The following is a 23,841-nucleotide window of genomic DNA, read 5'->3' as shown; positions in this document are numbered from 1 at the left end:
GAATACAAGGCCGGCGTCGCTCTATCCGCCAATCTCGTAAACTGCGCACGAACAAAGCTCTGGCCGACGGCGTTCTCTCAACCGCACAAACACGCGAAAACCGCAGCACGATGTGCCGCAAGGCGCAAAAAACAACGACAGAATGTAAAATGAGCGCAACAGGCGCAAAGCGGCACACACATGCTTCGGCGCGCAACGGTCCCCCGCTGCCGCGCGCAGCCCTAGCGGGGCGCCTGAACCTTGCCGAAGGCACTCTCGACATGCACGAAAACGCGCTCGAAGGAGGCTTCCGCCCCGGCCACGGCCCGGGCCTCCTCTTCCGGCGAAAGCTCGACGGCGTCGAGCGCATTCGTGAAGGCTCGCCAGGACCGGGCCCGGCCCTCTTCCGCACCAGCGAGATGGCGCGCCCCGAAACTCTCCGACAGGCCGATCTTCTTGGCTTCCTTGATGAGAAAAGCCGCGCCGAGATTGGAGCCTTCGGTGACGTAGAGATAGCCGAGCGCCGTCGGCACATCGATCGCGCCCTTGCCGAAGACGGGCTCCAGTTCCGGCGGTGGCAGGACGAGCCCGAGATCGGCGAAATCCTGCTCGACGAGATGCAGCTGCCGCCGCTCGGGAAGGTCCGGCAGGAGAGCGATGAGCTCGGGATGAAAACACAGCGCGTCGACGTCGAAGAACACGCGATGCTGCATCTTCAAAAACAACCGGTAGCGTTCAAGGCTGGAAAACGGGTCGCAGGCCATGACCGTCTGGTCGAGCCGCTGATGCGTTTCGTCCGTCGCGGCCTTGAGCCGTTTCGCCCGGCTCGGTTCCACACATTGCGCGAAATCGGTGGCACTCATGAAACCGGCCATAACATGTGCGTGCCGTCGCGTCCCCCTTCAACTCGCCCGTCCCGGGAGGACCGGCTGACGCAGCGCCGCCCCCCCCACAGCGCCCGCCCCGCCTCATGGAACATCCCAGACCCCCTCGGCCGCGCTGAGCTTCGGCGCATTCGAAAGCGCCACGAGATCAGGGCCTTTCGGCGCCAGCCCGGAGAGACCGGCCATCAAAGCTTCGAGTTCGGCCGCGACGGCGAGCAGCCGCAGATCGTCTTGCCGTCGCCCGATGATCTGCAGGCCGAACGGCATGCCGTTCTCGTCCCGCCCGCACGGGATCGTGATCGAGGGACATCCGGCGATCGTCGAGGCATAAGCGCAAGCCAGCCAGTGATAATAGCTCGCCGTCGGCCGCCCATCGATCTCCCTCGGATAGGCCTCATGCCAGTCCCGAGGCTGCGCCGTGACCGCCGGCGACAGGATGAAATCGCACTCGTCGAAAAAACGCTGCCAGCGCCGGTCGTAATTGCCCTGGATGACCAGCGCCTGCGCCACGTCTCCGGCGCTGTAGGACCGTCCCTCGCGGACATTCTCCGTCACGTTCTCGCCGACGAGCTCGGGGCTCTTGTCGACGAAGGCCGCATGCGTGGAGAGAAAGATGACCGACCGCAGCACGGCAAAGATGCGATCGGCATCCGTGCAATCCGGGCTCGTCTCCTCGCACGCGCGCAAAAACGGCAAAAGCGCGTTGACCCCTTTGCGGAACACGCGCCGGCTCGCCGCCTCGACCGGAGCGAAACCGAAATCCTCCGTCACCGCAAAGCGGAGCGAGGCGAGATCGCAGCGCGGCAGACGGGCGAAATCATCTGGCTTCCACGCCGTCTTGCCGCCCACAACGGCCGTAAACGGATCGCGCGGATCCGGACGCGCCATGACTGACAGCATCAAGCCGCAATCGGCGACGTTGCGCGCCATCGGCCCGGAGGTCGCAAGCGGCAACAGGCTCGTGCGACGGGCGTCTCCCGGCACCACGCCAAAACTCGGGCGAAACCCGACGACCCCGCAAAAAGCCGCAGGCGTGCGCAGCGAACCGCCGAGATCCGACCCAGAAGCGAGAGGTGCGTAGCCGCAGGCGAGCGCGACGGCGGACCCGCCCGACGAGCCGCCGCAATTGCGGGTGAGGTCATGCGGGTTGGCCGTCGTGCCGTAGACGCGGTTGCGCGTATTGGCGCCGGCACTCCATTCGGGATTGTTGGTCTTGCCGAGCGGCAGCGCACCGGCGTGTCTGAGCCCCGCGACGAGCGCATCGTCGCGCTTCGGCACGTTGCCCCGAAAAATCTCGGAGCCGAACGTCGTCGCAAGACCCGCGACGTCGTTCATATCCTTGATGGCGACGGGCAGGCCGTGCAGAGGACCGAGAGCGTTCCCGGCCGCCCTGTCCCGGTCCGCCTTCCGCGCGCCTTCGATCACGGCGTCGAAATCGCGCGCCACCAGCGCGTTCAACGCCGGATCGATCGCTTCGACCCGCGCGATGCAAGCCCGCGCAAGTTCTTCGGCGGAAAGCTCTCCCCGCCCGATCAATCGCCGCGCCTCGATGGCGCTGAGATCGGCCGGATCTGACGCGTCAGGTCTGGAATTCGCGACCATGGCCACAGCTCACTCCCCCTCGGCGACGGCGTCGCCCCAGGCGCTCATCGTTTCCGTCATGCCGAAGCGCCTGTCGCCCTCATCCATCACCGCCGACGGACAGGCGAAGGGATAAGGCAGCATCGACCGGCGCACGGCTTTGACCGGCGCGATAGCCTCCAGAGCCGAGACGATTTCCGCCGGCAGCGCCGCATCGGCGACGATCTGCTCCCCGCTCGACGCATCGATGCGCGGCTGCCGAAACGCCGCGCTGAGATCCATGCCGAAATCGGCCATGAAAGAGGCAAGCTGCGTCACCGCCGAAACGATCTTGCGCCCGCCAGAGGCGCCTAGCGCAAAGCGCCGCCCATTCGCCTCGCCCAGCACCGGACAGACATTCATCAGACATGTCTTGCCGGGTCCGAGCGAGTTCGCCCGCCCCGCGACCGGATCGAACCACATGATGCCGTTGTTCATCAGAAAGCCGGTCGACGGCGACACCACGCGCGAGCCGAAGAGCGACAGCAAGGTCTGGGTGTGGGCCACCATATTGCCGTCGCGGTCGACGACGGAGAAATGCGTCGTCGAGCCTGCGCATTCGGGGATTTCTCCGTCATGCCCCATGCGCTCCAGCCGATCGCGATAGGCCGCAAAGAGGGCGCGCGCATAGGCGGGATAGGCCTTATCCGGCGACGGCAGCTCCGTCTTGGCGAGCCCGGCGATGGCGCCGGCAAAGGTTGCCCCGCCGGTGAGCCCGGGCACGGCGTGAAAGAGCGCATCGCGATAGGCGACCGACAGCGGCGCCTTGAACGCGGCACGGTTGCCGGCGAGATCATCGCGCGTGAGATTCCCGCCCTTGTCGCGAATATCCTGCGCCATCACGGCGCCGAGATCGCCGCCATGCATTGCCGCCGCGCCCTCTCGCGCGAGAATGTCGAGACTGTCCGCCATGCGGCTCTGGTCGATCCGGTCTTCCCCGATCCCCGTCCAGGAGAACGGCCGCGGCCACTGCCCGTCGGCGAGAAACATCGCCGCCGCATCCGGATCACGCGCCAGATCGCGGGTGGCCGTGGCGATGATGAGCGCCGCATACCAGTCGACCCTCATCCCCTCGCGGGCATGGGCAATGGCGGGCGCCAGCAATTCCGCCCAGGGCATGCGCCCCCAGCGCCGATGCGCGGCCTCCAGCCCGTCGACGAGCGCCGGCACCGCCACGGCTTTCGCACCGATGACGTTGCGATCGTCGACGACGCGCTCCCACGGGAACAGGTCGGCGGCCGCCCCCTCGCCCGACAGAGGAAAATCCTCGATCTTCAGCCCCACCGGCGCACGCATGCCGAAATCGAGCGCATGCGCCTCGCCGCTGTCGGCACGCCAGTGCATGGCTGCACCGCCGCCGGCCGGGCCGCTCATCCATGGTTCGAGGACCCCGCAGACGAAGCTGCAGGCCACCGCCGCATCGACGGCATCGCCGCCGGCCCGCAGCACTTCGGCGCCCGCCTCCGACGCCAGACGATGCTGCGAGGCGACGACGCCGCGTTCCGTCTCAACGACATGTTTGCGGATCTCCATCGTCCGCGACAGAGCTTCCGACATCACGCACCTAGCCGGCAGTAGAGCGCCGCGGCGAGCCTTGCCCGCTCGACGAGGCTGTCGACATAGATATGTTCGTTGAGCGTGTGCAGATCCTTGCCGCGCACGCCGATCGAATCGAGCGTCGGCAGGCCGAGAAAGCCCGTGAAATTGCCGTCCGAGCCACCGCCGGCGGAAGCGGCGCTCAGCTCGAAACCGATCTCGCCGGCGATCTCCTTGGCGAGCCCGAACATCTCCATCGTGCCCGCTTGATCCGGCTCCCAGACCGGCCGGGTGACGCCGCGTGTGACGTCCAGCGTCACATCGCCGTTGGAGGAGTTGAAGGCCATCATCTTGGCGATGCCTTCATCCAGAAGCTCCTGCGTCTTCGCCATACTCAGAACCTCGGCATCGCAGACGGAGGAGACGCAATTCACCCATCGCCCGGAATTGAAGACGCCGACAGAAAACGTGCAGTCTTCCGTCGTCATGCCTTCGATCTCCGCGACCTTCTTCGCCATCGCGGCGATCGCCGAACGCCCTTCGGCGAGCTGCCAGCCCGCATGGCTCGGCTTGCCGCGCGCCGTCAGGTTGAAGCGTGCGATGGCATAGCGCCCGATCACCGCGCCGCCGTCGGGGCGCGCCGGTTCCGGAACCAGGATATATTTGTGGCGCTTCGCCTCGGCCTCGATCAGCTCGCGCGTCGAAGGCGTGCCGATCTCCTCGTCGGGCGTGAACAGGACGGTGACCGGCAGGGGCGTCTCGATCCTGGCGGCAAAGAGCTTCCGAAGCGCATCGAGATAGACGTAATTGCCACCCTTCATGTCCATCAGGCCCGGGCCGTAGCAGATCTCGCCCTCCCGCTTGAACGGCAGGACGTCGATCGTGCCGAGCGGATGCACCGTGTCGAGATGGCCGAGAAGCAGGATGCCCCCCTCGCCCGCCCGCGCATGCGGCATCGTCGCGCGCACGCTATCGCCGAGCCCCATGCGGCCCGGAATGCGTTCGACCTTGCCCCCGAGCGCTGCCAGCTCGTGCTGCACGACGTCCATCATGCGATTGACCGCCGCCGCATCGAAGGTCGGGCTTTCGGTCTCGATCCAGGGCTTCAGGCCCGCGAGCATCTCCTCCGCATGGAAGGGCAGATCGAGCGGATTCATCATCAGACAGCTCCTCTACCGGCCGCCGCTTCGGGCGGGCCGGGCTGGTTGAATATCGGAGAAGGAAAGTGCGTCGGCTGTGTCAGGCGCCGCGCTTCAGGCGGTTTTCGACAATGCGCGCATAGATCGAGGCACCCACGGGAAGGATCGCGTCGTCGAGCACGAAAGCCGGATTGTGCAGCCCGATCGACCCCGCATGCCCCACCCGGCAATAGGCCCCCGGCACCACCTTCAGCATGTCGGCGAAATCTTCCGAACCGGTCATCTGATCGCTGGTTTCGAAGGCCATGTCGGCACCCACGACCTCCTTCGCCGCATCGACATAGGCGGTGGAGAGTTCCGGGTCGTTCATCAAAACGTCGAAGACGTTGCGCAGATCGGCCGTGATCTCGACACCGTAGGCTTGGCTCAGCCCTGCGCAGAGATCCTTGATCCGCTGATGCGCCATCTCCGCCACTTCGTCGTGGAAATAGCGGATCGTGCCGGAGATCGTCGCCGTGTCCGGCACGACGTTGTAGGCGGCGCCGGCATGGAACGTCGTCACCGAGATCACCACCGGCTTCGTCGGCGGCGCGTTGCGGCTAACGACGCTCTGCAATTGCTGCACCAGTGCCGTGCCGATGACGATCGGATCCTTCGACTGATGCGGCATGGCGGCATGGCTGCCGGTGCCCTTCACCGTAATGTCGAAGAAGCTCGCCCCCGCCATCGCCGGCCCCGGCGCGACGGTGACGATCCCGGGCTCGGCATTCGGATCGTTGTGCATGCCGTAGATCTCGTCGCAGGGGAATTTTTCGAAGAGACCTTCGGCGATCATGCGTCGTGCCCCGCCGAGCCCCTCTTCGGCCGGCTGGAAGATCAACACCACGGTGCCGTCGAAATCGCGCGTTTCGGCAAGATACCGGGCCGCGCCGAGAAGCATCGTCGTATGCCCGTCATGGCCGCAGGCATGCATCCGCCCCGGGTTTTGCGAGGCATAGGGGACACCCGACGCCTCCTCGATCGGCAGCGCGTCCATGTCGGCGCGCAGCCCGACCCTGCGGTTGCCGCCGCCCTCTCCTTTGATCAGCGCCACGACACCGGTGCCGCCGATGCCCTCATGCACCTCGTCAACGCCATAGGCGCGCAGCTTTTCCGCAACGATACCGGCGGTGCGCGTCTCCTCGAAACCGAGCTCAGGATGCGCATGAAAGTCGTGCCGAATCGCAGTCAGCTCGGCAGCGAATTCTTCGATCTTCGGGATGACGCTCATGCGGAGGCTCCTTCGTTAAACGGCGGCGTGCCGAGTGCACGGAAATTGGCGAAGTCCCATTCCCGGCCGGGCGCGGCCTCAATCAGATTGCGTGTGTAGGGATCATGCGGGTTCTGCAGGACGGCGCCGGCGGCACCATGCTCCACCACCCGGCCTTTCTGCATGACGAGCACCTCGTCGCAGATCTGTGCGGCGACCCGCAGATCGTGGGTGATGAAGAGCATCGCGATACCGAACCTCTCCTGCACGTCGTCCAGGAGGTCGAGCACCTGCGCCTGCACGCTCACATCGAGCGCGGAGACCGCCTCGTCGGCGATCAGCAAATCGGGCTTCATGGCGACGGCGCGGGCGATCGCAATGCGCTGCCGCTGTCCTCCCGAAAACTGGTGCGGATAGCGTTTCAGGGCATCGCGCGGCAGGTCGACGAGTTCCATCAGCTCCGCGGCATGCTCCATCGCCGCAGCCTTCGACGTGCCGAAATTGATCGGCCCCTCGCAAAGGCTGCGCGCCACGGTCCAGCGCGGATTGAGCGAGCGGTAGGGATCCTGGAAGACGATCTGCAGATGCTTGCGATGCGGCCGAAGCTGCCGGCGCGACAGCGTCGAGATATCCGTGCCGGCGACATTCACCTGGCCGCCCGTCGGATCGATCAGGCGGATGATGCAGCGCGCCACCGTGGACTTGCCGGAGCCGCTTTCGCCGACGATCCCGAGGGTGCGTCCCGGCGCAATGGTAAAGCTCACCTCCTGCGCCGCCTTCACGCCGCCCTGGCGCTTGAGAAGGCCGCCGCCGCCATAGACCATTTCGAGATCCTGGACATCGAGCACGTCCTTGGCCGAGGCAGCTGGCCGCGCCGGCCGCGGCGCCAAGTTCGGAACGGCGGTCAGGAGTTTTTTGGTGTACGCCTCTTTCGGGTTCGTCAGCAGCTCGCGGATCGGGGCCTTCTCCACGATCCGGCCGTTCTGCATCACGCTCACCGTGTCGGCGATTTCCGCCACCACGCCCATATCGTGCGTGATGAAGAGAAGCGCCGTTCCCTTGCGCTCCTGCAATTCCGCGATGAGCTTCAAAATCTGCAGCTGCGTCGTGACATCGAGCGCCGTCGTCGGCTCGTCCGCGATCAACAAATGCGGATCGAGCACGAGCGCCATGGCGATCATGATGCGCTGGCGCTGACCGCCGGACAGCTGGTGCGGATAGGATTGATAGATCCGCTCAACGTCCGGAAGATGCACCTGCTCCATGATGTCGAGCGTGCGTTTCTTGGCTTCCGCCTGCGAGAGATCGGTGTGCATGTTGAGCACCTCTTCGATCTGTTCGCCGACCTGCAGCACGGGATTGAGCGCCGTCATCGGCTCCTGAAAGATCATGGCAATCCGCCGGGCCCGCAATTCGCGCAGCTGCGCATGCGTCGCGGTGGTGATCTCGAAGCCTTCGACGTCGATCTCGCCGCCCTGCACCTCGAGCGCCCCTTTCGGCAGAAGCCCCATGACGGCGAGCGAGGTGACCGATTTCCCCGAGCCGCTCTCGCCGACCAGACAATGGGTTTCCCCCGCCCGGATATCGAGATCGATGCCGTTCAAGACCGGTGCCGCATTGGGGCGTCCCGTCAGGGCGACCTTCAGCCCGCGGATTTTGAGGACGCGGTGCGCGTTCGAAAAGTCTCGCGATGAAAGCTGCATCTCAGCCCTCCCGCTTCTTCATCCGCGGATCGAGGAGATCGCGCGCGGTATCGCCGAGGAGGTTGATCGCCAGAATGCACAGGGACAGGAGAAGTCCCGGCCAGAAGATGAGGCCGGGCTTCACCTGAAAATAGCTTCGGCCCTCGGCCATGATGTTCCCCCAGGTCGGGATCTCGGTTGAGACGCCAGCGCCGAGAAAGCTCAGGATCGCTTCGATCAGGATCGCCGAGGCGCAGACATAGGTTCCCTGCACGATGAGCGGCGCGAGCGTGTTCGGCATCAGATGCTGGACCAGGATCTTCGGCATCGACGAGCCGAGCGCGATGGCGGCCTCCACATAGGGCTCCTCGCGCGCCGACAGCACGACGGACCGCACCAGGCGGACGACGCGCGGCACTTCGGGAATCGTGATGGCGATGATCACCGAGCCGAGGCTCGGACCGTTGAGGGCGACGAGCGCGATGGCAAGAAGGATCGCCGGGATCGCCATCAGGCTATCCATGATGCGCATGATGATGCCGTCCGCGGCGCGGAAGAAGCCGGCGACCAGGCCGATGATGAGGCCGATGACCACGCTGACGAGAGCCGCGCCGACGCCGATGAGGAGCGATACGCGCCCGCCGGTCATCACCCGGCTGAAGGTGTCGCGGCCATACTGGTCCGTGCCGAGAAGGTGCGCCTCCGAAGGGGGCTTCAGGCGGGACATGGAATCCATCGCCAGCGGATCGTAGGGCACGTAAAGCGGCGCCAGCAGCGAAGCGAGCACGATCGCGACAAGGATGACAGCCGCGATCATCGGGCCCGCGCCAAGACGCGCTCCGGCCGGGAGCGAAAACACTCCGGTCAAGACCTGGAAGGCGCTATGGCGGGATGGGGAAATCTCAGCCATGTCAGTAGCGGATCCTCGGGTCGAAGAAGGAATAGGAGACGTCGACGATGAGATTGACGAAGACGTAGATGCCGGCGGTGAACAGGATCATCGCCTGGATCACCGGATAGTCCCGCGCCAGGATCGCATCGACGGTGAGCCGGCCGATCCCGGGAATGTTGAAGACGCTTTCCGTCACCACGACGCCCGAGATGAGAAGCGCAAAGCCCGTGCCGATGATCGTCAGGATCGGCACCGCGGCGTTGCGCAGTGCATGGCGGAAAAGCACGACGTTTTCCCGCACGCCTTTGGCGCGGGCGGTGCGCACGTAATCCTCGCCCAGAACTTCCAGCATGGAGGCGCGCGTCATGCGCGCGATCAGCGCCACATAGATCGTGGCGAGCGTCAGCGACGGCAGGATCGCCCGCGTCAGGAATGGACCGATGCCCGAGGAAAGCGGCGCGTAGCCCTGCACCGGCACCCAGCGCAGCTCGATCGCGAAAATCTGGATCAGGATGTAGCCGATCACGAAGACGGGGACGGAAAATCCCAGCACCGAGAAGGACATCACCAGGAAATCGACCCAGGTGCGATGGCGCCACGCCGCGATCACGCCCATCGGCACGGCCAGCAGCACCGAGATGATGATGGTCATGATGGCGATGCTGAGCGTCGGCCCGAGCCGGTCTCCGATCATGCCCGCAACCGGTGTGCTGGAAATGAGGGAGGTTCCGAGATCGCCGTGCAGCATCTGCCCGATCCAGGTGAAGAACTGGATATGCAGAGGATCGTTGAGGCCGAGCCGGTCACGGATGCGCTCGAGCTGCGCAGGCGTGGCGGCATCACCGGCGAGAATCGCCGCCGGATCGCCGGGGGTCAGGCGAAGCAGAAGGAAGACGAAGACCGCGACGATCGCCATCACGGGGATCGTGGCGAGGATCCGCTTCAGGATATAGCCGAACATGATCGGTCTCCTTGCCGCGAGGCCTGTTAGAACCTCAACGCAAATTGCGAGACAGGACGGCCGGAGACGCGCGCAAAAGCGCGTCTCCGAAGGTGGATCACTCCGCCTCTTTCGTCATGTTCCAGAAGACCGGAACCGGCGACGGGATCATGTTCTGGATCGAATTCCGCCGCGCCTGAGGCATGTTGTATTCGCCGAGATGGATATAGTTCACATTGTCCATCACATGCTTCTGGATCGCGACGGCGGCCGCTTTGCGGGCCTCCTGATCCTCAGCGAGCGCGAAGTCGTCACGCAGCTTTTCGATCTCGGGATCGTCCGGCCAGCCGAACCAGGCATCGTCGCCACGCCCGTTCACCATCACGTTGATGAGCGGATCGGAAATCTCCGGCACCATCCAGTTCGTGAAGAAGATGTTCCAGCCGCCCTCGGAGGGAGGATTCTGCTGCGCCCGCCGCTGCACGACCGACTGCCAGTCCATGGCCTGCATATCGACGTTGAAGCCCGCCTGGCGAAGTGCCTGTGCGGCGACGACCGGCTGATTGGTCAGGCTGACGACGTCCGTCGGCTGCATGAGCACCACCGGCGTGCCGTCGTAACCCGCCTCTTCCAGAAGCTTCTTGGCCTCTTCCGGATGCGCGCCGGAGGTGATCGGCTCGGAGCCCGATTCATCGCCGAGCGGCGTTCCGCACCCGAAGATCGCCCCGCAGACTTTGTAGTACTTGTCGGAGCCCATCATGGTGGCGAGCACGTCTTCCTGGCTCAGGGCCAGAAGGGCCGCCTGGCGCACCTTCTTGTTGTCGAAGGGCGGATGCAGGAAGTTCGGCCGCCCGATCGTGACGAAGCCGAGCGGGTCACGCATCTCGACCGTCACGTCCGGCGCGTTCTCGATCACCGGCAGAAGGTCGACCTGCACCTGTTCCAGATAATCGATCTCTCCGGCCGCGAGCGCGTTCATCGCGGTCAGATTGTCGGGCATCGTCGTCCAGACGACATGGTCGACATTGACCTTTTTGCCGCCGGCCATCCAGGAGGGCGGCTCGTCGCGCGGCACGTAATCTTCGAACTTGTCGTAGGTGACCGAAGCGCCCGGCTCGTATTTGTCCGTGTTGAAGACGAACGGGCCGGAGCCGGTGTAATCGGTGATCGGCTCGTCCGGCGAGGTTTCCGCCACCCGCTCCGGCATGATGAAGGGCGGCACGGCCGATTGCTTGGAAATAACGTTGAGGAGCGGCGGAAAAGGCTCCGAGAGCTTCCACACGATGGTCTTGTCGTCCGGCGCCTCGAGGCTTTCCGTCACGTCGAAGATCATCTGACCGCCGGAATCGCGCTTGCCCCAGCGGGTGAGCGAGGCGACGACGTCCTTGCCGGTCACCGGCGCTCCGTCATGAAACTTCAGCCCGTCGCGCAGGGTGAAGGTGTAGGTCAGCTTGTCGTCGGAGACGTCCCAATCCGCCATCTGCGGCTGAGGCTCGAAATTCTCGTCCACGGCCGTCAGGACGTCATAGATCATATAGCCGTGGTCGCGGGTGATGTGCGCGGTGGTGATCACGGGGTCGAGCACGCGCAGACCCGAATGCATCACCGCCGTGATGGTCTTGCCATCATCCTGCGCGTTGGCGACAGCGGGTGCGGACAGCACGCCGCCTGCAAGAAGCGCGGCGGCGAGGCTACGCTTCATGCAAGAAAGTGGTTTCAAGCTCTGCATACATCCCTCTCTCGGATTCGATCTGTTTGTGCTTTATCGTTATTGGACCGCGGCGATGTTCTCCCCGCCTGGGTCGGAATGCGCCTTTGCGGCGCTCGCTTCTCCGAACAGAGGTCCGTTCGGGAAGAGTTTCATGTCGGCCGGAAGCCGCGTGAACGGCAGATCGGCAGGATTGAAAGGCATCGGGCCGGGCGACAGGGCCACCAGAATCTCTGAGGCGATGGGCGCGAAATCGGCGCGGAAATGCGTGGAGCTTTTCACCACCAGGATCGCCTGCTCCTCCGGGACAACGCCGACGAAACGGAACATTTCGCGGTCCGCCATCTGCGCGATGCCACTCGTCACGACGACGCGCACACCGCCGATGCGCAGGCACGCCGATCGCCCGAGGTCGAGCCGTCCGCTGCCGTAATAGGGACCCGTCGCATGAAGCCGCCCGTCGGAAAGACGCTCCACCACCGCCTCCGTCTCGACCGGATGGTCGCCTGGAACGCTGGGGTGACTGCCGATCGCAAAATGCGCCGTCGCCCCCTCGCCGAGCTGATGCGCCTTTTCCGCGCTCGCCGGATCGACGATGAGGCCGATCGCGGCATCTTGGGCATCGGCCGCGATGAGCGCGCGCAACATCCCGGTCGTCGCCGAAACGCCGCCCGCCCCGGGATTGTCCTGCGTATCCGCGATGATGACTGGACCCGTTTTAACGGCGGCGATGCGCGCCGCCTCCGCCACGGCTTCCTCGGCCGTAAAAGTGCGATTGTCGAAGAGCGGCTCGGCCGCCTCATAGGCGGCCGCGATACGGTCGGCGGCACGCTCGGCCTCCTCCTGCGTCGCCGCGAAGGCCATCGCCGTCGGGCCGCAATCGGGAATATCCGCCGCTGGAAAACCCATGAAGAGTGAGGCGGAGAGCACCCCCTCCCGCTCCAGTGCATCGATCTCGGCGTAGAGCGCGTCCCCCGGCGCCATCTCCGTCGCCTGAAACGGGATCGGCACGAGATAGGACATGCGCCGGAAGGCTTTCGCGGGCCGCCTGCCCGTTGCCATCATCTCATGGAGAAGCCGGGCCGCCCGCGCGCCGGTCGCGGCCATATCGACATGGGGATAGGTGCGGAAGGCGACGAGCGCGTCGACCGTGTCGACAAAGGCCGCTGAGATATTGCCGTGCAGGTCGAGCGCCGATGTGATCGGGACGGCGTCACCGACCACCGCGCGGACGCGGCGGGCGATCTCGCCTTCCCCGTCGTCGAGATGCTCCGCCACCATCGCGCCATGGAGATCGAGAAAGACGCCGTCGAGCGGCCCGGCCTCGGAGATCCGCTGCACGACCTCGCCGGCGATCGACTCAAACGCCGCGCGCGTCACATAGCCTGAGGGAATCGCCCCGGCCCAGAGCGTCGGCACCACGTCCCAGCCCTGCTCCCTGGCGACGTCGAGCGCGCCGGCAATGCCGAGATTGACCTTCTGCGCCGCATCGAGAAGCGCGGCCCCCCGCGTCATCCCGATATAGCCTCCGCCGACCCGGAAAGCCTCGAAATCCGCCCGAACCGGAGCGAACGTATTGGTTTCGTGGAGGAAGCCCGCCACCGCGACCCTGAACGTCATCTCCGCCTGCCCCCACCCATCGGCACACACCGTTAAAAGAGGTTGTGTATCGCTATGCAATACAAATATATTGCACAACGATCATAGTAACCCCTCGAACGAGCCGTCAAGCTATCCATGAATAAGCGTCTACGGGCTGACCCCTCCCAACCGATCGATTCCCTCCCCTATGAGGACGACAGCCTCTTCGTCCGCGCGGCCGGCCGGGCCATGCAGGTTTTAAGCGCCTTTCATCACGCGTCCGGCCCTCTCAGCCTTTCGGAAATCGCCCTTCGCGCCGGCATCGACAGATCGGCCGCCCAGCGGCTCGTCCACACCCTCTCGAAACTGGGATATCTTCGGCGCGGCCCGGGCGATCGCGGCTATCTCCCCGGCATCCGCCTTCTCGACCACACGCTCGACGTGCTCCGGCTCGATCCCGTCATACAGAAAGCGACGCCCGTGCTCCTGGAGCTGCGCAAGACGATCCGCGAGCGCGTCGATTTCAGCCTCTATGACGAGACCCGCATCATCTACGCTCTGCGCATGCAGAGCAAACGCGAGACCTTCCACGCCACCCTCGTCGGCCACAGCGTGCCGACCTATTGCACGGCAGGCGGCCGGGCCCTCCTCTCGCTCCTGCCGGACGAGGCAGCACGCGACATCATCCAGCGCACGCCTTTGCACAAGTACACCGCCAAAACGGTCGTCGAGCCCGCCGCAATCATGAAGATAATCCAAAAGGCCCGCACCGACGGCTATGCCCTGGTTGTAGAGGAGTTTCTGCACGGTGAAGTCGCACTCGGCGTGGCGATCTCACGCGGCGACGGTGTCCCCCTCGGCGCAATCCACGTGGCGGGATCGCTGTCGGAATGGACGCCCGAGGATTTCGTCAAACGGGCCTCTCCGCTTGCCATGGAAGCGGCGCGGGCGATCATGGGCAGTCTCTGAGGACCTCTCGAAGGCTCAGAAACGGACCCAGACGGCGGAGAAGACGGCCCGCTCGCGAAGCGCGTTCTCTCCCAGGACAGTCGCAAAGCTGCCGGCCTGCACGGAGAGACGGGCGTTGACGTCGTAGACGGCACTCACCTGCAGCTTGTGCTCTCGAACGCGTCGGAAGCCGCCCTGAACCTCTCCGACGCTCACCGTATTGAAGGACTGACCGATGAGGAGCAGATCCGGCCGCAAGCGGTAGCCGAACGTGAGATCGGCCCGCACTTCGTCCGCCGGTCCGGCGGTCCGGAACCGGTAGCCGGCCTGAATATCGACGAATGCATCGTTCTCGCCGAGCTTGAAGCCGTAGCCGAAGAGACCACGCAGATCATATTCCGCGTTGGTGGAGCCGAGATTGGCCAAAACTGTGGGATCGGAGGCGCCCGGAATGCGCGCGATCCCCTGAACCGATGCGACCGCCGCGCCTTTCCTGAAGACCTGATAGCGCGCACCGAAATCGAAATATCCCGGCCCGCTGCTCGTCGAATCTCCGACCGAGGCACGGCGAAATCCAGGTGCCGCGATCACCGTCAGGTCGCGTGTGACGCCATATTCGGCAAAGAGCGTGAATTCCGTCTTCGTGGTATCGTAGACGAGGCCCGTGAGGTCGCCTGGACTTTGCGAAAAGACCAACGTCCCGATCACCTGACCGGCGCCTTTCTGCAGCGTCCACGCACCCGCGAGGGCAGCAGAATTGCCGGCGAGAAAAGACAAGGCGAGCGAAACGACGAAGAAGCTTTGGGCAAGGAGAGCCGTCAGCGACACCCCCGCCGCGGCCCGACCGCTTGTCAGGCGAAACATGCGAGAAAACGCGCGGAAAGATTTCCGCCCTTTGCCTCCACAAGAACTGGACCGGCAACACGCGAGAAGCGATGACCTCGACGAAACGCAAACTCTGACATACCGCCCGCCACACCACGCAAAACTTCACGCAGACGCCAGGCATCATTCCGATAAACTTACAAAATTCAATTATTATTTAATGTGAACTATAGTACAAACTCGATTCTGCCTTAGATCATACAGACATCTTCATCGAGGTCAGTCCGGACCCGCACGAGTGTTTCATCGTGGCGGCGCTTCCCGCCGTCGCGCCAAAGGCCGCGACGACCTATGTCCATAGAAAGAGCGGCACGCGCCCGAACGGATATGCGTCACGTCATGGCCGTCCTTGGCCCGAGTCCGCTGCAACCCGACTAGATCGTTTTCGCGTCGATGAGAGCTCGCAAGCGCTCGGCGTCCTCTGGCGATGCCGGGTTATAGACGATCATGCCGAGCTCGGGCCGCCCTTCGACGGCGAAGGAGGAGAATTCCAGATCGAGCATTCCGGCCTCCGGGTGATGAATGCATTTCACGCCCTCGCCATGCGCGACCACGTCGTTGTCCTGCCACAGCGCCTCGAACTCGGGGCTCATCTCGCATAGCTCGGCAACGAGCCGCATCACCTCGGCGCTGCCGCTCGCGCCCGCTCGCGCCACATCCGCCCGGAACGAGCCGACGACGAAGCGAGCGACGCTCTCCCACCCCTCCTGTTTGGCGCGCACGCGGGAGCTGCTGAACATGAGGCGGAGGATGTTGCGTCGCTCGCGCGGCAGCTTGGAATAGTCGATCAACAGCGCCGCTGCAGCCCTGTTCCAGCCGACGACGTCCCATAGCGCCGTCTTGATGATGGCGGGGCTGAGCGGCATCGCGTCGAGCACGCGCTGGAGCCGCGGGGTGACGCCTTCGACCGGCTGGTAACGCACTTCCGGCGGATGGCCAAGGGCCAGCATATAAAGGTGCTCGCGCTCGAGCTCCGTCAGCATCAGCCCCTTGGCGAGCCGGTCGAGCACATCGGCCGAGGGCGCACCGCCGCGCCCCTGCTCGAGCCAGGTGTACCAGGTCGGGCTGATATTTGCGCGAGCTGCCACCTCCTCGCGGCGCAGCCCAGGCGTTCGGCGCCGGCCTCCGACGAAGCCGAACGACGCCGGATCGAGCCGCGTGCGGCGGTCGCGCAGGTATATGCCGAGCTGATTTGGCGTGTCGTCAGGCACGATCCATCCTGTTGTGAATTATACCATGATAAGCTCACTACTTTAACAGGTACCGCAAGCTCGCGAAATACGGATCCTCTCAAAGAGGAAGAACCTGATGCGTGTATTTCTGACTGGCGCAACCGGCTTTATCGGCTCGCGAATCCTGCCCAATCTGCTTGCGGAGGGGCACCAGGTGCTTGGCAACACCCGCTCCGAGGCGGGTGCGCGCCGGCTGCAGGAGGCCGGCGCCGCAGTCCACCGCGGCGATCTCGACGACCCGAGAGCCCTGGCGAAGGGCGCCGAGGGCGTCGACGCCGTGATCCACACGGCATTCGACCATAATTTCGCGCAATATGAAGAGAATTGCGACAAGGACCGGCGGGTGATCGAGGCGATCGGCGACGTGCTGGCCGGGTCGGATCGTGCGCTCCTCATCACCTCGGGCACCGCGATGGGCAGCCCCGGGCCGGGACAGTTCGCCCGCGAGGATATCTTTGATCGCGAGCATCCGATCCCCCGGATCAAGAGCGAGCTCGCGGGCCTCGCCGTCGGGGAACGCGGCGTCTCCGTCGGCGTCGTGCGGCTGCCTCAGGTCCACGATCCCGTCAAACAGGGCCTGATTTCGCCACTGATCGACCTCGCCCGCGAAAAAGGCGTGTCGGCCTATGTCGACGAGGGCAGCAACCGCTGGTGCGCTGCCGCCGTCGAAGACGTCGCCCGCCTCTATGTCCTGGCGCTCGATCACCACGAGCCGGGCATCCGCTGGCACGCCGTGGCCGAGGAAGCCGTTCCGATGCGCGCCATCGCGGAAGCGATCGGTGCCGGCCTCGATGTGCCGGTCCAATCCGTGACGAAGAACGAGGCCGAGACCCACTTTGGATGGCTCTCAGGCTTTGCAAGTCTCGATATGCCGGCGTCCAGTGCCCTCACCCGCGAACGGCTCGGCTGGAAGCCGACGGGACCGACGCTTCTGGAAGACCTTGCTCGCATGGATTACGCGGCCAGCGCCGCTTGATCGACGAACGACCCGGCCGTCTCGCGGCATGACCTTGATCGATGCCGCCGGAAAAGCGGACCATCGCGCCGACCTCTTCGACGGACACAAAAACCTTCGGCGCCGCGCCCCGCGGCGCCGAAGGTCACGAAGGACAAGAGTTAGGAGCGACGACAGCCGAAGCTTCGCATCATGGATGCAGCTTCGCCCCCTTTGTCGCCTTGTCGACGTCCTTCTTCGGACCGCGGATCGCGATCCCGACGAGATCGGGGGCATCGGCGGGTTCGGCCTTGAACACCTCGCGGTTTGCCGCGTCGTGGCCCGTCGAGAACATCGCCCTGACATAGGCGGCCGTGAGAAGCCCTTTCTCTCCCGAAATGCGGTGGGCGCGCTTGAGCTCGCTTTCTCCCGCCGCGAAGATCAGCATCGGCTGTCCGAGGAGACTGGCGAACCGTCGTCCCGCCGCATCCTCATAGGGCTCGCCCATCGCCTCCGGAGCCATCGCGGCCACGCCGGTCGCGAGGAACGCAGTGACGTTCAGCTTCTGCCAGGTCGCGAGATCGTCCAGCACCAGAATGGCGACCTTCGTATCGAACATGCCTTACTTTCCTTCAGACTAACCGGGAATTTATTGCATTTCATAAGATCCAGACATCATAATGCCGAATGATATTCCGCACCAAAGGCATTCCGGGCGATGACGAAAGATACGAACCAGGTTCGGCAGCGGCTCGCACCGCCGGCCCGTTTGGACGACAAGGACCGAACCCTGTTAGGTCTTTTGGCTGAGGATTCCACGCGGAGCTATGCTGAGCTGGGCAAGCTGCTCCATCTCTCGCCGCCGGCCGTGCACGAGCGCGTCAAGCGCCTGCGGCAGGATGGCGTGATCAAGGCCAATATCGCGGTTCTCGACGGCGCAAGGCTCGGAAGACCCCTCCTGGCCTTCGTGCATATCGACACGACGAGCTGGGCGGTGACGCGCCAGCTGCTGGCGCTCAAGGAGCTTCCCGAAGTGGAAGAGATCCACACTGTCACGGGCGAAAGCGCCATGCTCCTCAAGGTGAGGACGCGCGACACGCAGGCCTTGGAGGAGCTTCTGGAGCGGATCCATTCCATCGAGGGATTCAAGGGGACCCGCAGCTACATCGCCCTGTCAACCTATCTCGAACGCGGACCGAGCCCGGTCGCGGACGATTAGGAGCATCGGCCGATAGAAACCGCGCGAGGCTCCCAAAGCACGGAAATGCCGGCCGCCGGCCGACACCCGTTCCATCCGCAAGGGGGCGCGCATCTCGCCCGTCCCCTCGCCTGTCATCTCGATAAGGCCGGATGTCCCTACATCAAGCCGTTGATGAGGATCGCCAGGATCGCGACCGGGGCGACGAAGCGCAGGATGAAGATCCACAGCGTCAAGAAGACGCCGGGATGCTCGCCGTCCATGGTCACCTCGCTGGCGGCCCGCGGCCCCAGCACCCAGCCGACGAAAATCGCCACCATCAGGCCGGAGATCGGCAGCATGATGTTGGCGGTCAGGAAGTCGAGGAGATCGAGGAACCCCATGCCGAACAGCTTGTAATCGGCCCAGATGCCCTGCGACAGCGAAGACGGAACGCCGAGCAGGAAGGTGACGACGCCGATGGCGATGGTCGTCGGCACCCGGCCGAAACCGCGGTCGCAGAAGAGGGCGACGAGCGGTTCCAGGAGCGAGACCGAGGAGGTCAGCGCCGCAATCAGCAACAGCACGAAGAAGGCGGGTCCGAAGATCGCGCCGCCGGGCATGGCCTGGAACACCGTCGGCAGGGTGATGAAGGTGAGCGCCGGACCGGCTTCCGGATCGAGACCGAAGGCAAAGACCGCCGGCAGAATGGCGAGACCGGCCAGCACCGCCACCATCGTGTCGAGGGAGACGATGTACCAGGCCGAGCGGCCGATGCGGGTGTCGCGATCGAGATAGGAGCCGTAGGTCAGCATCGCCGCCATGCCGATGGAGAGCGAGAAGAAGGCCTGGCCGAGGGCGGCCATGAAGACCGTGCCGTTGATCTTGGAAAAGTCCGGCGACAGGAAGAATTTCAGGCCCGCTTCCGCGCCCGGCAACGTCATCGAGCGGGCGACGAGGGCGAGCAGGATCAGGAACAGCACAGGCATCAGGATCTTGCTGACCCGTTCGATGCCGGAGGCGACGCCCTTCAACACCACAAAAACGGTGAGCACGACGAACACCGCCTGATAGATCAACGGCTGCCAGGGATCGGAGATGAAGCCGACGAAGGAATCTCCGATACCGCCGATGTCGAGGCCGCTGAAGGCGCCGTCGGCGGACTTGATCACATAGGCGATCGTCCAGCCGGCGATGACCGAATAAAACGACAGGATCAGGAAGGCGACGGTAAGGCCGATCGCGCCGACCACGGTCCAGCCCTTATGGCCGAGCACCTTGAAGGCCGACAGCGCATCGCTCTGGCTCGCGCGCCCGACGGCGACTTCAGCCAGCAGCACGGACAGGCCGATCGTGAAGACGATCGCGAGATAAAGCAGGAGGAAAGCAGCACCGCCGTTTTCGCCGGTGATGTAAGGAAACTTCCAGATATTGCCGAGGCCGACGGCGGAGCCAGCAGCGGCGACGATGAAGCCGATGCGGGAGTGCCACTTTTCTCTCGGAGCGTCCATGAATCGATCCTGTCGGGTTTTCGCATGCCGACCGGCCGTCGCATGGCCGGCACGGATGCTCTCGTGTGGATGAGTGCCGGTGCAGGGAAGGACGGGCTGTCGCCTCACCGGCTCGGGCTGGCGAACTTAAAACCCGCTCCGCAAACGAAAGTCGATGATCGAAACTTAAAAATTTCGCCGATCCCCGCTTTCGCGGGACATTTTTACGCGAATGCGACGATTCGGCACGTCGCCCCAAGTCGGCTTTCCAAAAGGTCGGCGGCCAGCGCATGCGGCCGTGTGCACATCCTGCGGCCTCAGCCGTTTCTCACTCGGGTTGCCGGCATCCCTCGAGCCAGACATCTGAAAAACCCGCAGGCGCACACGCGCCGGCCACCAAACGCTGGATCCGGGCCACCCGTTCGTCCAGCTTGGCGTCTCTGCCAGCGAGATTATAGGAGGCCGGCGCGATCAGCACCGCCACGAGCCGGATAAACTCGGCGTCGGTCAGGTCGGCTGGAGGCCGCCCATAAATCGCTGAGCTTGCCGAATGAAAGCCGACCATCCAGCCATCGGGACCGTTGCCCATTTCCAGCGTCTCCAGCCACAGGGCAAGGATCTGCTCCTTGGAAAGACGGCTCTCCATCCCGAGCGCATAGCCGGTCTGGCGTATCTTTCCGAGGCCGGGGTGAAATTCCTCAAAGGCGAGCCGCTTGGCCGCCGATTGGGTGATGGTGGTCAAGCCGGCGCCGGAGGTCGAGAAATCCACGCCGGGATGCGTTGAAAAATTCGGGTCTTCGACAGCGAGCAGGATATCCCGGTGGGCCGCCCCCAGGGAGGCCCCGCCGCGCCCTTGAGCAATCGCGGCATCGGCACGAGCGCGCAAGCTCTCGGCATCCGATACCGCATCCCAGTATCCCTTGGCGCCATAGCCCACGAGACCGACAAGCAAGAGAGCAAATAAGATGACCGCATATTTCAGTATCCGCGTCATTCTATTTGCTTGTCCTAGGTGCCGCCGTTTATCTCGTCACTCCCACTCGATGGTCCCCGGCGGCTTCGAGGTCACGTCGTAGACGACGCGGTTGATGCCCTTCACCTCGTTGATGATGCGGGTCGCGGCCGCGCCCAGGAAGTCCATGTCGAAGTGGAAGAAGTCGGCCGTCATACCGTCGACCGAGGTGACGGCGCGGAGCGCACAGACGAAATCATAGGTGCGGGCATCGCCCATCACACCGACGGTCTGCACCGGCAGAAGCACGGCAAAGGCCTGCCAGATCGCGTCATAGAGCCCGGCCTTGCGGATCTCGTCGAGATAGATCGCATCGGCCTTACGCAAAATGTCGAGCTTTTCGCGCGTCACACCGCCCGGGCAGCGGATGGCGAGCCCCGGCCCCGGGAAAGGATGACGTCCGACGAAGCTTTCAGGCAGTCCGAGCTCGCGCCCGAGCGCCCTCACCTCATCCTTGAAGAGCATGCGCAGCGGCTCGACGAGCTTCAGATTCATCCGCTCCGGCAGCCCACCGACATTGTGGTGCGATTTGATCGTTACCGAAGGCCCGCCGGTGAAGGACACGGATTCGATCACGTCCGGATAGAGCGTGCCCTGTGCCAGAAATTCCGGCGCCTTGCGCCCGTCGGCGGCAAGCTTCTCCGCCTCGGCTTCAAAGGTCTCGATGAAGAGGCGGCCGATGGTCTTTCGCTTCGTCTCCGGGTCCGCCTCGCCTTCGAGCGCCGAGAGGAAGATGTCCTCGGCGCGCACATGCACGAGCGGGATATTGTAATGGTCGCGGAAGAGCGAGACGACCTCCTCGCCCTCGCCGAGCCGCATCAGCCCGTGATCGACGAAGATGCAGGTGAGCTGATCGCCGATCGCCTCATGCAGGAGAACCGCGGCAACGGAGGAATCGACGCCGCCGGAAAGCCCGCAGATGACACGGCCGGAGCCCACATCCTCGCGGATGCGCGAGATCGCCTCCTCGCGGAAGGCCGCCATCGACCAGTCGCCTTTGAGCCCGACGACCTTGTGCGCGAAATTCGCGATGAGCCGCGCCCCGTCCGGCGTGTGCACCACTTCGGGATGGAACTGCACGCCGTAGATCTTGCGGCTCTCATCGGCGATCGCGGCAAACGGCGCCCCGCTCGAGGCGGCGATGACGCGAAAGCCTTCAGGGATGGCCGTCACCTTGTCGCCGTGGCTCATCCACACCTGGTAGCGCGAGCCTTTGTCCCACACGCCTTCAAACAGCGGCGAGGCCTCTTTCACCTCGACGAAGGCGCGGCCGAATTCGCGATGGTCGGAAAGCTCCACCTCGCCGCCGAGCTGCCGGCAGATCGTCTGTTCGCCGTAACAGATGCCGAGCACCGGCAGGCCGGCCTCGAAGATCGCCTGCGGCGCGCGCGGCGTGTCGATTTCCGTCGTGCTGGCCGGACTGCCCGAAAGGATGATGCCGCGGGGGTTGAGCCGCTCGAGCGCCTCTTCGGCCTTCTGGAAGGGCACGACTTCGGAATAGACGCCGGCTTCGCGCACCCGCCGCGCAATGAGCTGGGTGACCTGCGAACCGAAATCGATGATGAGCAGCGTATCGTGCTGTTCGGAGGGATGCTCTTTCATGGCACGCCTTTAGGCGCATGTGCGCGTGAGCTCAATAACCCAATCGCCGGAGAAGGCCTCAGTCCAGAAAAAGCTTGTAGCCGCGATGCGTGTTCTGAAACCCGAGGCGCTCGTAGAAGCGGTGCGCATCGCGGCGGGCATTGTTCGACGTGAGGGAGAGCGAATGCGCGCCCTTGCGCCGCGCCTCGGCGATGGCAAAGCGGACGAGCTTGCCGCCGATCCCCTGCCCCCGCTCGGCGGGGCGCACCTGGACGGCTTCGAGCGTGGCTTTCAGAGCGCCGCGATCGGGCAGCGAATAGCGAAATCCGAGCTGGAAGGTGCCGATCACCTCGCCGTCCTGTTCGGCGACGTAAAGACACTCGTCCGGGCTGCCCGCCAGCTCCTCGAACGCCTTCTGGTATGAGGGCAAGGCCGCAGGATGCAGCGTGTCGCCATGGCCGCCGATATCATCGGCCGCAAAGATGGCGATCAACGCCGCAAGGTCACCCCGTTTGGCTCGGCGGATCACCAATTCAACCATCTCATTCCGTCCTCTCGACCATTCCTTCGCCGGCGCAAAGCCGCGGCATTACCTTCACGATGCCGGATTTGCGCCGCATTTCCGCCTCAACGCGGACACAAGTCAAAAACAAGATTTCAACTATCGACGGTGAGCTCTAAAGGCCAATTCCGGCCCAGCCAACACCGCCGATGCTTTCAGGATAGAGACGATGGCAAATACTCCGAAGCCGGGCCCGAAGGATCCGAAGGGCGGTAAGGGCGGCAAGAAGTAATCTCTTCCAGTCCAGGTATTGTGGAGGCGGCTGCACGCAAGTGCAGTCGCCTTTTTGTTCTTAAGACCTTAGAATAAGCGGGGCACTCGCACAGAGACCGCGAGCTGCCCGCACATCGACTTTTTCCTACTCCCCGCCGTCACGCATTTGCCACGGGCTTGGCGCGCTTTGCTGCCGCTTCGGCGATACCGATGGCGGCGAGTGCGACCACCACATGCACGAGCTTCAGGAGCCAGGGCGCGCTCGCGATCGGCATGTGGAGCTGCGCCAGCCCGACGATGGGCAGAAGAAGGCCGAGCACGAAAGCTCCTGCAGCCACCCCCTTCGAAACCGGCATCACCTTGAAGGCGAGCGCCCACAAGATCAGCACGAAAAGGCCACCGAAGGTCATGTGAAGGTGGATGGGCAATTCGTAATAGCCGAACCACCACGCCGCCCCGAGGGCGAGCGCAACGAGGGCCAACACCCGTGCGGCCATGATCAGCATTTTCGTCATCGTTCGCTCTCCAATTCAGAATGGGATGTCTGTCGAACCGGCATGTGAGCCGGCGCTCATCGCTCGCCAACCGCGCAGGAAG

21 protein-coding genes are annotated in these 23,841 nt (G+C 64.4%); 3 read left to right on the top strand and 18 right to left on the bottom strand.

The window, feature by feature from the left end; translation table 11 throughout:
- Positions 1-221 precede the first annotated feature (221 nt).
- The 10 genes from EO094_RS06445 to EO094_RS06400 all read right to left on the bottom strand — a co-directional run bounded on the left by EO094_RS06445 (position 222) and on the right by EO094_RS06400 (position 13,249).
- Positions 222-842 carry a biliverdin-producing heme oxygenase gene (locus EO094_RS06445; RefSeq protein WP_128291410.1) on the bottom strand — a complete coding sequence of 207 codons (621 nt, stop codon included), beginning with the start codon at positions 840-842 and terminating at the stop codon, positions 222-224.
- Positions 843-947: 105 nt separating this feature from the next.
- Positions 948-2,465, bottom strand: coding sequence for an amidase (locus tag EO094_RS06440; protein WP_128291852.1), 1,518 nt, complete (start codon positions 2,463-2,465; stop codon positions 948-950).
- 9 nt (positions 2,466-2,474) lie between these two features.
- Positions 2,475-4,040 carry a gamma-glutamyltransferase gene (locus EO094_RS06435; RefSeq protein WP_128291409.1) on the bottom strand — a complete coding sequence of 522 codons (1,566 nt, stop codon included), beginning with the start codon at positions 4,038-4,040 and terminating at the stop codon, positions 2,475-2,477.
- On the bottom strand, positions 4,040-5,176 hold the full coding sequence (locus EO094_RS06430) for a M20/M25/M40 family metallo-hydrolase (protein WP_205649870.1): 1,137 nt from the start codon (positions 5,174-5,176) through the stop codon (positions 4,040-4,042). Before EO094_RS06430 ends, EO094_RS06435 begins: the two co-directional genes overlap by 1 nt.
- Positions 5,177-5,258: 82 nt before the next feature.
- Positions 5,259-6,428, bottom strand: a complete 1,170-nt coding sequence (locus tag EO094_RS06425) for a M20 aminoacylase family protein (protein WP_128291407.1) — start codon at positions 6,426-6,428, stop codon at positions 5,259-5,261.
- A complete protein-coding gene (locus EO094_RS06420) occupies positions 6,425-8,110 on the bottom strand; it encodes an ABC transporter ATP-binding protein (RefSeq protein WP_128291406.1) in 1,686 nt (561 codons plus the stop codon). Before EO094_RS06420 ends, EO094_RS06425 begins: the two co-directional genes overlap by 4 nt.
- A gap of 1 nt (position 8,111) precedes the next feature.
- Positions 8,112-8,906 (bottom strand): ABC transporter permease, encoded by a 795-nt coding sequence (locus tag EO094_RS06415; RefSeq protein ID WP_234629372.1) that lies wholly within the window; start codon positions 8,904-8,906, stop codon positions 8,112-8,114.
- Between the two features lie 94 nt (positions 8,907-9,000).
- Positions 9,001-9,942, bottom strand: coding sequence for an ABC transporter permease (locus tag EO094_RS06410; protein WP_128291404.1), 942 nt, complete (start codon positions 9,940-9,942; stop codon positions 9,001-9,003).
- A gap of 97 nt (positions 9,943-10,039) precedes the next feature.
- The gene (locus EO094_RS06405; RefSeq protein ID WP_205649869.1) at positions 10,040-11,623 is read right to left on the bottom strand and encodes an ABC transporter substrate-binding protein; all 1,584 of its coding nucleotides are present in this window, start codon (positions 11,621-11,623) and stop codon (positions 10,040-10,042) included.
- A 66-nt stretch (positions 11,624-11,689) separates the two neighbouring features.
- Entirely contained in the window at positions 11,690-13,249 is a 1,560-nt protein-coding gene (locus EO094_RS06400; protein WP_128291402.1) for a M81 family metallopeptidase, read from the bottom strand.
- 117 nt (positions 13,250-13,366) lie between these two features.
- On the opposite strand from EO094_RS06400, the gene EO094_RS06395 reads away from it, so the two are divergent.
- Entirely contained in the window at positions 13,367-14,179 is an 813-nt protein-coding gene (locus tag EO094_RS06395) for an IclR family transcriptional regulator (protein ID WP_128291401.1), read from the top strand.
- Positions 14,180-14,194: 15 nt separating this feature from the next.
- Here EO094_RS06395 and EO094_RS06390 read toward each other — a convergent pair whose 3' ends face one another.
- Together EO094_RS06390 and EO094_RS06385 are read right to left on the bottom strand one after the other, a co-directional pair.
- Entirely contained in the window at positions 14,195-15,022 is an 828-nt protein-coding gene (locus tag EO094_RS06390; protein WP_128291400.1) for a transporter family protein, read from the bottom strand.
- 395 nt (positions 15,023-15,417) lie between these two features.
- Positions 15,418-16,254: a helix-turn-helix transcriptional regulator gene (locus tag EO094_RS06385; protein WP_128291399.1), complete on the bottom strand. Its 837-nt coding sequence runs from the start codon at positions 16,252-16,254 to the stop codon at positions 15,418-15,420.
- A 97-nt stretch (positions 16,255-16,351) separates the two neighbouring features.
- Here EO094_RS06385 and EO094_RS06380 point away from each other — a divergent pair, with 97 nt between their 5' ends.
- A complete protein-coding gene (locus tag EO094_RS06380; RefSeq protein ID WP_128291398.1) occupies positions 16,352-17,251 on the top strand; it encodes an SDR family oxidoreductase in 900 nt (299 codons plus the stop codon).
- A gap of 169 nt (positions 17,252-17,420) precedes the next feature.
- Here the strand turns inward: EO094_RS06380 and EO094_RS06375 are convergent, their stop codons facing one another.
- On the bottom strand, positions 17,421-17,828 hold the full coding sequence (locus EO094_RS06375) for a DUF2000 family protein (protein ID WP_128291397.1): 408 nt from the start codon (positions 17,826-17,828) through the stop codon (positions 17,421-17,423).
- A 99-nt stretch (positions 17,829-17,927) separates the two neighbouring features.
- Between EO094_RS06375 and EO094_RS06370 the strand changes: the two genes are divergently transcribed.
- On the top strand, positions 17,928-18,428 hold the full coding sequence (locus EO094_RS06370) for an Lrp/AsnC family transcriptional regulator (RefSeq protein ID WP_128291396.1): 501 nt from the start codon (positions 17,928-17,930) through the stop codon (positions 18,426-18,428).
- Between the two features lie 137 nt (positions 18,429-18,565).
- Here the strand turns inward: EO094_RS06370 and EO094_RS06365 are convergent, their stop codons facing one another.
- The 5 genes from EO094_RS06365 to EO094_RS06345 form a co-directional block, all read right to left on the bottom strand.
- Positions 18,566-19,897, bottom strand: coding sequence for a sodium-dependent transporter (locus EO094_RS06365; RefSeq protein ID WP_128291395.1), 1,332 nt, complete (start codon positions 19,895-19,897; stop codon positions 18,566-18,568).
- Between the two features lie 307 nt (positions 19,898-20,204).
- Positions 20,205-20,870, bottom strand: coding sequence for a transglycosylase domain-containing protein (locus EO094_RS06360; RefSeq protein ID WP_164879568.1), 666 nt, complete (start codon positions 20,868-20,870; stop codon positions 20,205-20,207).
- Positions 20,871-20,906: 36 nt separating this feature from the next.
- Entirely contained in the window at positions 20,907-22,490 is a 1,584-nt protein-coding gene (guaA, locus tag EO094_RS06355) for a glutamine-hydrolyzing GMP synthase (RefSeq protein ID WP_128291394.1), read from the bottom strand.
- A 58-nt stretch (positions 22,491-22,548) separates the two neighbouring features.
- Complete coding sequence (locus EO094_RS06350) at positions 22,549-23,010, bottom strand: GNAT family N-acetyltransferase (protein WP_128291393.1); 462 nt, start codon at positions 23,008-23,010, stop codon at positions 22,549-22,551.
- A 392-nt stretch (positions 23,011-23,402) separates the two neighbouring features.
- On the bottom strand, positions 23,403-23,759 hold the full coding sequence (locus EO094_RS06345) for a hypothetical protein (protein WP_128291392.1): 357 nt from the start codon (positions 23,757-23,759) through the stop codon (positions 23,403-23,405).
- Between the last annotated feature and the right edge of the window lie 82 nt (positions 23,760-23,841).

Source organism: Afifella aestuarii, from assembly GCF_004023665.1.
GTDB lineage: Bacteria > Pseudomonadota > Alphaproteobacteria > Rhizobiales > Afifellaceae > Afifella > Afifella aestuarii.
The sequence above is the reverse complement of the archived record's forward strand: the minus strand, read 5'-3'. Positions and strand labels throughout refer to the sequence as shown.